Raw genomic sequence first — 14,318 nt, 5'->3', positions numbered from 1 at the left:
AATCCAACATCCGCGTTTACTCCTTGTATTACGCAAAAAAAAGGGGTGTATCCACACCCCTTATCGTTTGTCCTGCGTTTACGCCAGCTGTCGTAGCATGCGGCGCAACGGTTCGGCGGCGCCCCACAGCAGCTGGTCGCCGACGGTAAAGGCCGACAGGTACTCAGGACCCATGTTCAGTTTACGCAGGCGCCCTACCGGGGTGGTCAGGGTGCCGGTCACCGCGGCTGGGGTCAGCTCGCGCATGGTGATTTCACGATCGTTTGGCACCACTTTGGCCCACGGGTTATGCGCGGCCAACAGCTCCTCAACGGTCGGGATAGAAACATCTTTCTTCAGCTTGATGGTAAACGCCTGGCTGTGGCAGCGCAGCGCGCCGACGCGCACGCACAGACCATCGACCGGGATCGGCGACGCGGTGGCGAGAATTTTGTTGGTCTCCGCCTGGCCTTTCCACTCTTCGCGGCTCTGGCCGTTATCAAGCTGTTTGTCGATCCATGGGATCAGGCTGCCCGCCAGCGGCACGCCAAAGTTATCGACCGGCAGATCGCCGCTGCGGGTCAGCGACGTCACTTTGCGCTCGATATCGAGAATCGCGGAAGCCGGGTTCGCCAGCTCGCTCGCCACGTGGCCATGCAGCTGGCCCATCTGGCTCAGCAGTTCGCGCATATGGCGCGCGCCGCCGCCGGAAGCCGCCTGGTAGGTCGCCACGCTGACCCACTCCACCAGGTCATGGGCAAACAGGCCGCCGAGGGACATCAGCATCAGGCTCACCGTACAGTTGCCGCCGACGAAGGTTTTAATGCCGTTATTCAGGCCAGCGGTAATCACATCCTGGTTAACCGGGTCGAGAATAATGATCGCATCGTCTTTCATGCGCAGCGAAGACGCCGCGTCAATCCAGTACCCCTGCCAGCCGCTTTCGCGCAGCTTCGGGTAAATCTCGTTGGTGTAATCGCCGCCCTGGCAGGTAACAATAATGTCCAGCGCCTTCAGCGCTTCCAGATCGAATGCATCCTGAAGCGTCCCCCCGGTACTGCCGCCGAATGACGGCGCGGGCTGACCCAGCTGAGAGGTGGAGAAGAAAACAGGGCGAATGGCGTCGAAATCACGCTCTTCCACCATGCGTTGCATGAGAACAGAGCCGACCATTCCACGCCAACCGATAAAACCAACATTTTTCATAACGTATTCCTGCGAGGTGTGTGCTGTTAGTGCCAGGCCAGTTTCCAACTGGGATGTCCTTCACATTACAAAATGCAGCTAAAGTCGCAAGTGAAATTAATCAATGATTGCGCGCCAATCAGAAAAGCAACTTATCCCGCACTCCGCCTACCGTCGCTGGTAGTCATAAAAAGCGTAAAGATTATCGGGCAAATAACCCGCGTAATGGAATATTTTCCGTCGCTATTTTATTGATCCTGATTATGGATTCAGCGCGAAAAATATCGCTTTCACGCTTGCGAAAAAAAACGGACAAATCCTTGTGCCGCAAGGCCTGACGAGCAATACGATCATTGTCGTAGCGCTGATATTCACGGCAAAAGGAAGTGGAAAAGAGGGGAAAAAAGCGTGTTACCGAGGAGAATCCAGGGTAAGCGGTATTACCCTGGTTTTTCCCCCGGATACCGTGGTGGCGTCCGGGGAAATTATTTTTACTTAGCTCAGCAGCTGGAAAGCAATCATCCCGACAATGGCGCCGGTGGTGCCAAGGATGGTTTCCATCATCGTCCAGGTTTTCAGCGTCTGCGCTTCGCTGGCGCCGGTGAACTTACCGAACAGCCAGAAGCCGGCATCGTTTACGTGGCTCACCACAATCGAACCACCCGCGATACAGATGGAGAGAGCCGCCATTTGCGCGCCGCTATAGTTCAGTTGCTCAATGACCGGCATCACCAGGCCGACCGCCGTCAGACACGCCACGGTCGCGGAGCCCTGAATAATACGCACGGCAGCCGCCAGCACGAAGCAGGTAATCGCAATCGGCAGACCCAGGCCAGTCAGCGCTTCGCCGAGCGCCGGGCCGACGCCGGAGTCCACCAGCACCTGCTTGAAGACGCCGCCTGCGCCAATCACCAGCAGAATAATACCCGCCGGCTGCAGCGCCGCGCCGCAGATCTCCATCACGCGATCTTTCGCCATCCCCTGACGTACCGCCAGGCCGTAAATCGCTACCAGGCAGGCAACCAGAATCGCGGTGAATGGGTGGCCGATAAACTCGAACCATTCATAGGCGGTGGATCCCACCGGCACAAAGCGCGCGGCGATGGTTTTCAAGCCGACCAGCACCAGCGGCAGCAGGATCAGCGAGAGGCTAAAGCCGAAGGACGGCATTTTACCTTCGCCGAGATGCGGTTCGCTGATATCGTCAGGAATGTGCAGCTCAACGTAGCGGCTGATGAAGTTACCCCACAGCGGGCCGGCGATAATCATCCCCGGAATAGCAGCGCAGAGGCCAATCAGGATCATCCAGCCGAAATCGGCGTGCATCTGCGAAGCCAGCAGCATCGGCGCGGGCCCCGGCAGCAGGAATGCCGCGGCGGCGGCTACGCCGGCGAACAGCGGGATCACCAGCTTCACGAGGTTAGTGCCGGTATGGCGCGCCATGGAAAACGCGACGCTAATCAGCAGCACGATCGCCACTTCAAAGAATAGCGGCAGCGCGCAGATAAGGCCGGCAAGACCAATCGCATAGTGCGCGCGGTTGTGGCCGAAGGATTTCAGCATTTTCACCGCAATCTGGTCGACCGCGCCGGTTTCATGCAAAATTTTACCGAACATCGCGCCCAGCGCGACGACTATCGCCAGGAAGCCCAGCGTGCCGCCCATCCCTTTTTCCATCGTCGCCGCGATTTTATCCAGCGGCATACCGGAAAAGAGACCTGCGCCAATAGAAACCACCATCAAAGCCACGAAGGCGTGCATACGCGCCTTCATGACTAAAAACAGCAGCAGCAATACCGAGCCGACTGCTGTTAAAACAAGCGTTAAAGTACTCACTAGTTACTGCCTTTGTTAATCACCTCAATGGTGCTGGCGACCACGCCTTCCAGTGACTGGTCGATATCGACGATAAGCACATCGCTTTCGTCAGCGCCTGGTTCCTGCAGTGTTTCAAACTGCGTCACCAACATTTGGGTTTTGAAGAAGTGCCCTTTACGCGCCTTCAGCCGGCTTTCAATCACGTCGAAGTCGCCTTTCAGGTAGATAAAGGAGAGGTTCGGGTTGCCCTTGCGCAGAATGTCGCGGTAGCTTTTTTTCAGCGCCGAACAGACGATCAGCGAAACTTTGTTGGTGCGCTGCATGGCGAATGCCGCGTCATTCAACGCCTGCAGCCACGGGGTGCGGTCATCGTCGTTCAGCGGCTCGCCGGAAGCCATCTTGGTGATGTTGCTGCGCGGATGCAGAAAATCGCCATCGAGAAACGCGGCTTTCAGTTGATGCGCCACTTCGCTGGCGACGGCGGATTTACCGCTGCCGGAAACGCCCATCAGGACATAGACGTGGTGATCATGGTTAGTCGTGCTCAAAGCGTCCTCCCACTGGACTGGTGCGCCGCGTCGGAGCTGACTGATACAGCGCGAAGGCGGCGTATTGATTAATGATTACGGGCAAGTGTTACGGGTAACTGTTATCGGTAACATTGTCATGCCGGACCCTGGGAGAAGCAATAACCATTCGTGCCAGATGTGAATATGTGTGATCTACTTCAAACTTGTCGATTTAAATAGATCCGCCCGGTGACAATGTGAAACCTAAATCTAACATCTTAGGGGTAATCGTCTCTCCACGGATGCGCGCCAGCAGGCGCTCGGCGCCGATGCGTCCCATGCGCTCGCGCGGGGTCAGTACGCTGGCGAGACGCGGCTCCATCACCTGACCGATATCGTGACCGTGGAAACCGGCTATCGCCATGTCGTCCGGGATCTTCAGCCCCAGACGCTGGCACTCGAACGCCGCGCCGACCGCGAGGTCATCGTTGGTGCAGAAGATGCCGTCGAGCTGCGGATATTCGCGACGCGCCTGACGCATCAGCTCAATCCCTGACGAGTAAGAAGAGGATTGCTCCACCATCACGCTGTAGGGCGTCATGCCAGCATCAAGCATCGCCTGCTCGTACCCCTTCTGTTTGATGATAGTACGTTCATCAAGACGCGCGCCGAGATAAGCAACGTGGCGGTGACCGCGGGCGATAATCGCCGCCGTCATCTGCCGCGCCGCTTCGAAGTTATCGAAACCGACGGCAATGTCGAGGCACGGCGACTGGCTGTCCATCAGCTCAACCACCGGGATGCCGGCGACTTCAATCATTTTCAGCGTCCGCGGCGTGTGGGTACGTTCAGTGAGGATCAGGCCGTCAATGTTCCAGGAAAGCATTGATTCGAGACGCTTCTCTTCCATCTCCGGCTTATAGCCGTAGTGCGCCAGCATGGTTTGATAACCGAAGGCGTCGGTGACGCTTTCAATGCCGCGTAGCACTTCCGAGAAGACCTGGTTAGTTAACGAGGGCAGCAGCACGCCGATGGCGCGGCTGGTGGCGTTGGAGAGAATATCAGGAGCGCGATTGGGAATATAACCCAGCTCATCGAGTGCAACGGCAATCTTGCCACGCAGGGCCTCAGAAACCTGTTCCGGGTTACGTAAATAGCGACTGACCGTCATTTTGGTCACGCCGACAAGATCGGCTACATCCTGAAGTACGGGTCTTTTCTTTTTCATCGTCCTGACTGTGATCGGCTGGGAAACATTTTCTCAGTTTATCACGGACAAAGCGCAACCTTCCCGGAGAAAAAAGGGCCAAAAGATTTATTTAGAGTTAATACGCAAAATCATTCAAGTTGCATTGAGGCGGCAACGCAACGAATCCCCGGAAGCGTACAAAGGGTACGCGACCGGGGTGAGTGAGGAGAGCCAACAAAAATGCGGCTTGAAGGATGACGCGTATCAAACCGGCGGCAGATCGAACAGCAATATTTCGCTATCGCTGTCGGCGTGAACCGAAATCGCCTGCTCGTCCCAAATCGCCAGACCATCGCTGGTGGTGGCTTTGGTGCCGTTAATCGTTACTTCGCCTTTCACTACCTGGATCCACACGCGACGTTCCGCGGCAATCTGGTGAACCGACTGCTCATCTTTCAGCAGCGCCCAGCGATACAGTTCCATATCCTGATGCACTTTCAGCGACCCTTCGCGCGCATCTGGCGACAGTACCAGCTGTTTGCCCTGCGCGGCATCAAAGCGGCGCTGCTCGTAGCGCGGCGTAATGCCGGTTTCTTCTGGAATAATCCAGATCTGATACAAACGCAGGCGGTCGGTGCTGCTCGGGTTGTACTCAGAGTGACGTACGCCGGTACCCGCGCTCATAATCTGGAACTCGCCAGCCGGAACCTGCTCTTTGTTACCCATGCTGTCCTGGTGCTCAACCGCGCCTTCCAGCACATAAGTCAGGATTTCCATGTCTTTGTGCGGATGGGTGCCAAACCCCTGGCCGGCGTCGATTACGTCATCGTTAATCACGCGCAGCGCGGAGAACCCCATAAAGTTCGGGTCGTAGTAGTTGGCGAAAGAGAAAGTATGCCAGGAATCCAGCCAGCCATGGTTAGCGTGGCCACGTTCGTTAGCTTTGCGTAAGTAGATCATGTTGCACCCCCGTATGTTTTCGATGGAGTAAGTGTGGACCCATTCCGCCGGCGATCATAGAGGGTGAAAATTGACTCCTCTGTTCAAAAAATATGAACAAGCGACGAGGAGCCAGATTTTCTTATTTCGCGAGGGTAATAGTAGCCGGAGAAGGCTGTTCAAAGCCGCGCTGCAGAATCTCCATATTGGTGAGAACTTCAGATTCCTTGACGTAATTCGGCCGGCCGTTAACGAGGGTGTCATACAGCGCGTCATACACTCGTCCGTAGTCGCCGGTTTCCAGCGGCACCTCTTCACGTACCGCCACGCCCGCCTCGTTGATGTACACCAGTTGCCCCACGCTATCATCAGCGCCGAACCCCGCGTCGCCCGGCATAATGTTGGCCTTCAGGCTGGTCTCCTGCTGGTCAATGCCGTATTTCACAAACGAGCCTTTATGGCCATGAACGATAAATTTCGGGTAGTCAATCTGCACCAGATGGCTGGTTTTGACAATCGCTTTCAGGTCGCCATAAAACAGTTGAGCTTCAAACGTGTCATCGGGATTGGCTTTATTGCGTAGTGATCGCAGATCGTAGGAAACATGATCCGGGCGACCAAACAGCGAAATGATCTGGTCCATGGTATGCACCCCGAGGCCGTAGAAATCGCCGCTTTGCGGTCCCCCCTGGAGGGTTTCCGCCACCGGTCGGTAGTTATCAAAATGACTTTCAATTTCCACCAGCTCGCCGAGCTTACCGCTTTCAATCACCTTTTTGGTGGTCAGGAAACAGGAGTCGAAGCGGCGGTTCTGGTAAGGCGTTACCGTCAACCCTTTGCTTTTCGCCAGCGCGAACAGGGTCTTCGCCTCTGTAAGCATCGGGGTGAAGGGTTTTTCAACCAGTACGTTTTTCCCTGCTTCCAGCGCCCGCTTCGTGTATTCGAAGTGGCTATCGACATGGGTGCAGACCACTACCAGCTTGACCTGCGGGTCGTTCAGTACTTCATCGAGGTCGCTGGTGAAGTGGATATGGGAATACGCCGGCGCCTGTTCTTCCGGCCTGGCGCTGCGGCGATAAATATGCGCGACGTGCCAGCGGTCTTTGCGATGCAGGACGTAAGGAAGGTGGTAGCGGGTCGTGCTTTTACCAAAGCCAATAAATGCGCAGTGCAGAATCATAACGCTGTCCTTAGTTGATGTGCTGCCTTTAACCATAGCGCAAGCAGGCGGCTCACTTCATCCCCCTTTTCCTCTAAGCAGGAAAATTCACCGGCAAAATATTTCGGTTATCACTCATACGTAATTTTTAATAAGAGATTGATTAATAAGCCATTAAAACGCCATTTTTCAACAGAAAGTCTTGATCCCAATGACGAAACTGCGGATAAGTGAAGGGCAAAACCAGGACGTTGCTAAAGACTAACGGAGTAGCCAGCCGCTGCTGATGGAAAAAACGTATCTCGCCATAAACTGCGCCATTTTTTTCTGGCTTCTCGCACTAATCGCCTGGTTTAGCGATGAGACCGCGCTGGCGCGCCTGGCGGCCGCCTGTACTCTCTTCGCATTCCTTATTCATACCCAACGGGAAAAAATTAACGCTATGTTTATGAAGAAAAATAAAACCGAAGCGCAGGCTGCTGAAGTCGCTGCGCCAACCGTGGCGGCAGCAGATCCAGAAGCAGCAAGCGTCAAAAAACAGGAAACCACGGTGATCGCCAGCGGGGTGCATTTTGTCGGCAATATCGTCGCCTGCGGCCATGTTTATATCCATGGCCAGGTCACCGGCAACATTGAGGCCAAAGAACATCTGATTAAGGTGATGCGCGAGGGTCACGTGGAGGGCAATATCAGCTGCCGGGAACTGATCGTCGACGGCAAGGTACATGGCCAGTGCCGTGGCGATAGCATCGCTATTGAGGAACATGGCAACCTCGACGGCACCCTCGCCTATCGCACGCTGGCGATTAAAAAGGGTGGCCTGTTTACCGGCAGCGCCGAAGTGTTGGCCACCGCGGAGAGCAAAAATAAAAACAATATCGTCGGCCTGGTCGCAGAAGAAGCGGTGAAATCCGCCAAATCGCAACACGCCTGAAATGAGCGCAAAAAAAAGCCAGCACCCGGCTGGCTAAAGTAATACTGGAAGCAATGTGAGCAATGTCGTGCTTTCAGGCTTTCCGCAAGGGTCTCCCTGAATGCAGGACAATAATAATCATTCTCATTCGCACTTGTCTACATTTTTTTGCAAATAATGCGTGTTGACTCGAACGCCGGAGTCAGTGATGTTTAAAGGGACTTTTCACCTGAATGAGGAACAAGGAATGAGTGACATCGTGATACGCCATGCTGAACCGAAAGATGTTGACGCGATTCGTCAAATTCACGCCCAGCCGGAGGTGTATCACAACACGCTACAGGTTCCTCATCCATCCGAGCACATGTGGCGGGAGCGGCTAACCGATACTCCCGGCGTGAAGCAGCTGGTGGCCTGTATCGATGGGCAAGTCGTCGGCCATTTAAGCATTGCCGTCGTCCAACGCCCCCGCCGTAGCCACGTCGCCGATTTTGGTATCAGCGTAGATTCACGTTGGCATAACCGCGGCGTCGCCAGCGCGCTGATGCGCACCATGATTGATATGTGCGACAACTGGCTGCGCGTCGATCGCATCGAACTCACCGTCTTTGCCGATAACGCCCCGGCGGTCGCGGTGTATAAGAAGTACGGCTTTGAGATCGAAGGCACCGCCAAGGGTTACGCATTGCGCAACGGCGAGTATGTGGATGCGTATTATATGGCGAGAATGAAGTAGCGTGTTGCCGGGTGGCGGCTTCGCCTTACCCGGCCTACGTTCGTACACTTGTAGGCCCGGTAAGCGCAGCGCCACCGGGCAACACCTTAATACCCCGCGGTCAAATCACCGGGCGAACGCGGATCGGAAGCGCCATACAGCGTACCATCCGGCCCCACCATAATGCTCTGGGTACTACCCATCGCCTCTTTCAGCGCGACTTTCTGCCCTTTCGCTTCCAGCAATTTCACGGTATCGGGGCTAAAACCTTTCTCCACCCGCAGCTCGTCCGGCAGCCACTGGTGATGGAAGCGCGGCGCGTTGGTGGCTTCCGCGACGTTCATTCCGAAATCAATGGTGTTGACCACCATTTGCAGCACGGTGGTAATAATACGGCTACCGCCCGGGCTACCGGTCACCAGCCAGGTTTTCCCGTCTTTCACCACAATCGTCGGCGACATCGACGACAGAGGGCGCTTTTTCGGCCCTACCGCATTGGCGTCGCCGCCGACTAAACCATAAACGTTAGGCACGCCGGGCTTCGCCGAGAAATCATCCATCTGGTTGTTGAGTATAATTCCGGAGTCGCCGGCCACGATGCCGGTGCCAAAGGTGGTATTCAACGTATAGGTGACCGCCACCGCATTGCCGTCTTTATCGACTACCGAGAAGTGGGTGGTCTGGTTGCTTTCATACGGCGCCAGCTTGCCCGGACGGATCTGGCTGGAAGGCTTCGCCTTGTTCACGTCAATCTCGGCGGCAATCGCTTTGGCGTAAGCCTTGCTGGTCAACGCCTGCCATGGCACTTTGACGAAGTCAGGGTCGCCGAGATATTCAGAACGGTCGGCATAGGCGTGTTTCTCCGCCTCCGCCATTACCTGCATGGCGTCGGCGCTGCCAAAACCATATTTCTGCATATCGAAGTTTTCGAGGATATTGAGGATCTGCACGATGTGGATCCCGCCAGAGGACGGCGGCGGCATGGAGTAAACCTCATAGCCGCGATATTCACCGCTAATCGGTGTACGCTCCACGGCCTTGTAGTTGGCGAGGTCGGCTTTGGTGATAAGCCCGCCGTGTTTTTTCATCTCACCGGCAATCTGGTCGGCGATAGCCCCTTTATAGAAGGCGTCCGGGCCGTGCTCGGCAATCAGCTCCAGGCTTTTACCCAGATTCTTTTGCACCAGCCGGTCGCCTTTTTTCAGCGGCTCGCCGTTCTTCCAGAAAATCGCTTTGCTGTTTTCATGCTGCGGGATCACTTCGCTGCCGTAGGTTTTTAAATCGTCAGCCAGCGCATCGTTAACGATAAACCCCTCCTCCGCCAGCTTAATCGCCGGGCGGACCACCTTATTCAGCGGCATAGTGCCGTATTTTTCCAGCGCGAGGGAGAAGCCCGCAACGCTGCCAGGCGTGCCGGAAGCGAGATGTGAAGTCAGCGATTTTTTACTGTCAGGATTGCCATGTTCATCAAGGAACATATCGCGGGTGGCCTGTTCCGGGGCCATCTCGCGGAAATCGATCGCCGTGGTTTTACCGTCTTTAGTTCGCAGCATCATAAAGCCGCCGCCGCCGATATTACCGGCCTGCGGATGCGTCACCGCCAGCGCATAGCCAACGGCAACCGCCGCATCGACGGCGTTGCCGCCCTGACGCAGAATATCTACGCCGACGCGGGTCGCCAGCGCGTCCACCGAGGCCACCATCCCCTGCTGGGCGCGCACCGGGTGAAACACATCTTCCTCAACGCCATACGAGACCGGCGGCGGGGGCGGCGGATTGGCGGCAACGGTAAAGCTGCCCCCCGCCAGTAACGCTGCGATGACCACCTGACGCCATATTGTTGTTTTTATCATTGTCTTACTCCTGAAAAGTAGGTTTTATCTCCCGGCTTAAGCCTGGTTGATAACTCCTAAAAAATCATTGTTATGGCGAATTCGAGGTACACTTAAGTGATCCCACGCACGGGAGGAGAAAACAATGAAAGCGATTTTATTCCTGGCGGCGCTGATGCCGCTCGGCGTTTTAGCACAGCCGATTAACATCGATAACAATCCTAACCAGCCGGGTTATGTGGTGCCCAGCCAGCAGCGTATGCAAAATGAGATGAAGATGCAGCAACAGCAGCAGCAAAGCATGCTGAAGCAGAATCTGAATAATCAGACGCATATGCAGCAACAGCATTTGCAAAATCAGCTGCAGACCAATCAGCAGCGCGCGGCGCAGGGCGGCAATCTCAATACGCAACCGCAGGTACTGCCGAACAACAACGGCGGGATGCTGCGGCAGACTAACCCGTAAAGATCGTCCGCCGCAAATCAGTCTTAAGGCTGGAAATTCGGCCCGATGACGTCAATAGCATCGGTGCAGATGCAGTCTACGCCCCAGCGCAGTAGCTCGGCGGCGCGCTGGGGTTTGTTGACCGTATACACCAGAATATGCAGGCCGGCCTGTTTCAGGCTCGCCACCCGCGCCGCATCCAGCAGCTTGTGGTTGAGATGAATTGACACGCAGCCCAGCCGGGCGGTCAATTCGCGCCAGTCATCGCGCCACTCATCCAGCAGCAACCCGCGCGGCAGCTCGGGCACGGCTTCCTGCGCCGCTTCCAGCGCATCAATTTCAAAGGATGAGAGCAGCGGCGCGGTCATGCCTTTCCACAAATCGCGCGCGGCCAGCGCCACCACTTTGCCGGTCTGCGGCCCTTGCCCGGTAGTCGGCTTAATTTCGATATTCGCCATCATACCGTGACGACGGCAACGCTCCGCTACCTGGGAGAGCAGCGGCAGCGGTTCGCCCTTAAACTCGCGGCTGAACCAGCTGCCGGCATCAACCTTCAGCAGATCGTCCCACGCCAGCTCGCCCGCCACGCCCCAGCCGTTGCTGGTGCGTTCGAGGTTATCGTCATGCAGCAGAAAGATCTGCCCGTCCTTCGACAGCTTGGCGTCAAATTCAATCATCGTGTGCCCGTAGCGGGCGCCGACGTCGATAGCCGCCAGGGTGTTCTCCGGCGCCAGTTTACCGCCGCCGCGATGGGCGACGATGCGGGGATAAGGCCAGTTACTCATGCGCGTTGTCCTGTTTCACCATCAAAGAGGTGCAGATGTTCCAATGGCAGATGCAGCCATAGCGTACTGCCGCCCGCCGGGCGCTGCTGATGCGGCAATCTGACCACCAGCTTCTGCTCGCCCCAGCGCCCGTGGGCGAGGTTATCGGCACCTAAAATTTCCAGCGTATCCATCAGCAGCGGGATGCCGCCTTGCGCCTGCGAGCTTAAAATAAAGTGCTCCGGGCGAATACCGAGAGTCATTTTACGCCCGGCGTAGCGCCGATGCTCGTGATTCATCGGTAGTTGTATGCCACCTTCAAGCTCAAAGCGGCCGCCATCATCGCTCACCCGCCCCTCCAGCAGGTTCATGGCCGGGCTGCCGATAAAGCTCGCCACAAAGCGGCTGGCGGGCTTTTCGTACACTTCGACCGGCGTGCCGATCTGCTCGGCAATCCCCTTATTCATCACCATCACCCGCTGGGCAAGGGTCATCGCTTCGACCTGATCGTGGGTGACATACAGCGAGGTGGTTTTCAGGCGCCGATGCAGCTGTTGCAGTTCCAGACGCATCTGCACGCGTAGCTTGGCATCGAGGTTTGACAACGGTTCGTCGAACAGGAATACCGCCGGGTCACGCACGATGGCACGGCCCATCGCCACGCGCTGGCGCTGACCGCCGGACAGTTCCCGCGGGCGGCGCTTGAGCAGGCCATCCAGCTCAAGAATACGCGCCGCCTCCTGCACGCGCTCGGCGATCAATCCCTTACCCATGCCGCGAATCTTCAATCCCCACGCCATGTTCTCTTCCACGCTCATATGCGGATAAAGCGCATAGTTCTGGAACACCATCGCGATGCCGCGATCCTTCGGTTCCATTTCAGTCACCCGTTTACGGTCAATCCAGATATCGCCGCTGGTCACTCGTTCAAGTCCAGCAACCATCCGCAACAGCGTTGATTTCCCGCAGCCCGACGGGCCGACCATGACGATAAACTCCCCGTCCGCCACGTCCAGCGTCAGCGGTTGAATTACCTGGGTTTTGCCATCCCAGCTTTTGCTTACTGCCTGTAGTTTTAAACCAGCCATTTTATTTCTCACTATCGACCAGGCCGCGCACAAACGCGCGCTGCATGGCTAAAACGATGACGACCGGCGGGATCAGGGTCAGCAGCATCGCCGCCATTACCTGATTCCACTGGGTAGTACCTTCACCGGTGGCGATCATGCCTTTAATACCGGCGACGGCGGTGCCAAGATTCACATCCTGAATAATCAGCAACGGCCATAGATACTGGTTCCAGCCGTAGATAAAGGTGATAACGAACAGCGCGGCGAGGTTGGTTTTCGACAGCGGCAGCACGATGTCGCGAAAGAAGCGCATCGGCGAAGCGCCATCAATACGCGCCGCTTCAATCAGCTCGTCCGGCAGAGTCATAAAGAACTGGCGAAACAAGAAGGTGGCGGTAGCCGAAGCCATCAACGGCAGCGTTAACCCGGCATAACTGTCGAGCATTTTGAGGTTGGCGATCACTTCCACCGTCGGAAAAATACGCACCTCGACCGGCAGCATCAAGGTGATAAAGATCATCCAGAAGAACAGGTTACGCAGCGGAAAGCGGAACCAGACGATGGCGAACGCCGAAAGCATCGACACCACGATTTTGCCGACCGTAATGGCGAACGCCATGATGAAGCTGTTGAGCATCATCAGCCAGAACGGCGCGCTGTTGACGCCGACCCCGTTCACCCAGATGGTCTTCATGTTCTCCAGCAGATGCCCTCCGGGAATCAGCGTCATCGGCGTTTCGAACACCGATTTGTTATCCAGCGTCGCCGCCACGAAGGCGACGTACAGCGGGAATAAAATGACGGCAATGCCCAGAATCAGCATGGTGTGGCTGAAAATCGTCAGCCCGCGACGGTTCTCAATCATTGGTAACGCACCTTACTTTCAACGTAACGGAACTGCACCACCGTCAGGATAATGACGAGGAACATCAGCACCACCGACTGCGCGGCGGAAGCGGAAAGATCGAGCCCGGCGAAACCTTCGCGATAAATTTTGTAGATTAGGGTGGTGGTCGCCTGCACCGGGCCGCCGGCGGTGGCGGCATCGATCACCGGGAAGGTGTCGAAGAAGGCGTAAACCAGGTTGACCACCAGCAGGAAGAAACTCACCGGCGCAATCAGCGGCAGCGCCAGCTTAAAGAAGCGGCGAATCGGCCCGGCGCCGTCGATGGCGGCGGCCTCAACCAGCGAACGCGGGATCGACTGCAGCGCGGCGAAGAAGAACAGGAAGTTGTAGCTTATCTGCTTCCAGACCGAGGCGAAGACCACCAGGAACATCGCCTGGCCGCTGTTTTGCGCGTGGTTCCAGTCGTAACCCAATTCGCCGAGGAAATGAGTGATCAGCCCGCGTCCGGGATTGAAGAGGAAGATCCATAGCACCGCCGCGACGGCGGGGGCCACGGCATACGGCAGCAGCATCAGCGTTTGATAAAAGCGGCTGCCGCGCACCACATAGTCGACCAGCGCGGCAAAAAACAGCGAAATAAGCAGGCCGCTGACGGTTACCAGGGTGCTGAATTTTATGGTCGTCCAGAAAGAGTCCAGATAGTACGGGTCGTGGAACAGCGTGACGAAGTTATCCAGGCCGACAAACTGGCTGGAAAGGCCAAACGGATCGACGCTCTGCAGCGAGTACCACAGCGCTTCGCCCGCGGGCCAGATAAAGAAAATCAGCGTGATAATCAGCTGCGGCGCGACCAGCACATAGGGCAGCCAGCGCGAGCGGAATACCGGACGGGATGATGACATGAAGATTTTATTCCTGAACAATGCCGGGTGGCGGCTACGCCTTACCCGGCCT

Annotated in this window: 14 protein-coding genes; 3 read left to right on the top strand and 11 right to left on the bottom strand. The window is 56.4% G+C overall.

The genetic code is table 11. The annotated features are described in order from the left end of the window. Positions 1-78: 78 nt before the first annotated feature. The 6 genes from asd to ACSEMK_RS11880 form a co-directional block, all read right to left on the bottom strand. Positions 79-1,185: an aspartate-semialdehyde dehydrogenase gene (gene asd, locus ACSEMK_RS11905; protein ID WP_113373957.1), complete on the bottom strand. Its 1,107-nt coding sequence runs from the start codon at positions 1,183-1,185 to the stop codon at positions 79-81. Positions 1,186-1,659: 474 nt separating this feature from the next. Next, entirely contained in the window at positions 1,660-3,000 is a 1,341-nt protein-coding gene (gene gntU / locus ACSEMK_RS11900) for a gluconate transporter (RefSeq protein ID WP_015369340.1), read from the bottom strand. Further along, positions 3,000-3,530: a gluconokinase gene (gene gntK / locus ACSEMK_RS11895; RefSeq protein WP_015369339.1), complete on the bottom strand. Its 531-nt coding sequence runs from the start codon at positions 3,528-3,530 to the stop codon at positions 3,000-3,002. Before gntK ends, gntU begins: the two co-directional genes overlap by 1 nt. 193 nt (positions 3,531-3,723) lie before the next feature. Then, the gene (gene gntR, locus ACSEMK_RS11890) at positions 3,724-4,719 is read right to left on the bottom strand and encodes a gluconate operon transcriptional repressor GntR (RefSeq protein ID WP_015369338.1); all 996 of its coding nucleotides are present in this window, start codon (positions 4,717-4,719) and stop codon (positions 3,724-3,726) included. Positions 4,720-4,944: 225 nt separating this feature from the next. After that, positions 4,945-5,640 (bottom strand): pirin family protein, encoded by a 696-nt coding sequence (locus ACSEMK_RS11885; RefSeq protein ID WP_015369337.1) that lies wholly within the window; start codon positions 5,638-5,640, stop codon positions 4,945-4,947. 121 nt (positions 5,641-5,761) lie between these two features. After that, positions 5,762-6,799, bottom strand: coding sequence for an oxidoreductase (locus tag ACSEMK_RS11880; RefSeq protein ID WP_435336526.1), 1,038 nt, complete (start codon positions 6,797-6,799; stop codon positions 5,762-5,764). A 265-nt stretch (positions 6,800-7,064) separates the two neighbouring features. Here ACSEMK_RS11880 and ACSEMK_RS11875 point away from each other — a divergent pair, with 265 nt between their 5' ends. Then, the gene (locus ACSEMK_RS11875) at positions 7,065-7,712 is read left to right on the top strand and encodes a polymer-forming cytoskeletal protein (protein ID WP_113373959.1); all 648 of its coding nucleotides are present in this window, start codon (positions 7,065-7,067) and stop codon (positions 7,710-7,712) included. A 226-nt stretch (positions 7,713-7,938) separates the two neighbouring features. Then, the gene (gene yhhY, locus ACSEMK_RS11870; RefSeq protein WP_045394825.1) at positions 7,939-8,427 is read left to right on the top strand and encodes an N-acetyltransferase; all 489 of its coding nucleotides are present in this window, start codon (positions 7,939-7,941) and stop codon (positions 8,425-8,427) included. Between the two features lie 86 nt (positions 8,428-8,513). Here yhhY and ggt read toward each other — a convergent pair whose 3' ends face one another. Next, on the bottom strand, positions 8,514-10,259 hold the full coding sequence (gene ggt, locus ACSEMK_RS11865) for a gamma-glutamyltransferase (RefSeq protein WP_113373960.1): 1,746 nt from the start codon (positions 10,257-10,259) through the stop codon (positions 8,514-8,516). 124 nt (positions 10,260-10,383) lie between these two features. On the opposite strand from ggt, the gene ACSEMK_RS11860 reads away from it, so the two are divergent. Continuing rightward, the gene (locus ACSEMK_RS11860; RefSeq protein ID WP_087859049.1) at positions 10,384-10,704 is read left to right on the top strand and encodes a DUF2756 family protein; all 321 of its coding nucleotides are present in this window, start codon (positions 10,384-10,386) and stop codon (positions 10,702-10,704) included. A 23-nt stretch (positions 10,705-10,727) separates the two neighbouring features. On the opposite strand, the gene ugpQ is transcribed toward ACSEMK_RS11860, so the two are convergent. The 4 genes from ugpQ to ugpA are packed head-to-tail and all read right to left on the bottom strand — an operon-like array spanning position 10,728 to position 14,266. Next, complete coding sequence (ugpQ, locus tag ACSEMK_RS11855; protein WP_113373961.1) at positions 10,728-11,468, bottom strand: glycerophosphodiester phosphodiesterase; 741 nt, start codon at positions 11,466-11,468, stop codon at positions 10,728-10,730. Next, a complete protein-coding gene (locus ACSEMK_RS11850) occupies positions 11,465-12,535 on the bottom strand; it encodes a sn-glycerol-3-phosphate import ATP-binding protein UgpC (protein ID WP_015703701.1) in 1,071 nt (356 codons plus the stop codon). Before ACSEMK_RS11850 ends, ugpQ begins: the two co-directional genes overlap by 4 nt. 1 nt (position 12,536) lies before the next feature. Next, positions 12,537-13,382: a sn-glycerol-3-phosphate ABC transporter permease UgpE gene (ugpE, locus tag ACSEMK_RS11845; RefSeq protein ID WP_015369329.1), complete on the bottom strand. Its 846-nt coding sequence runs from the start codon at positions 13,380-13,382 to the stop codon at positions 12,537-12,539. Beyond that, on the bottom strand, positions 13,379-14,266 hold the full coding sequence (gene ugpA / locus ACSEMK_RS11840; RefSeq protein WP_015369328.1) for a sn-glycerol-3-phosphate ABC transporter permease UgpA: 888 nt from the start codon (positions 14,264-14,266) through the stop codon (positions 13,379-13,381). The genes ugpE and ugpA overlap by 4 nt, the downstream gene beginning before the upstream one ends. Positions 14,267-14,318: the final 52 nt, after the last annotated feature.

The sequence above is a fragment of the Klebsiella sp. K-3 genome (genome assembly GCF_051207495.1).
Classification (GTDB): domain Bacteria; phylum Pseudomonadota; class Gammaproteobacteria; order Enterobacterales; family Enterobacteriaceae; genus Klebsiella; species Klebsiella aerogenes.
This window is presented reverse-complemented; position numbering and strand designations above follow the sequence as displayed.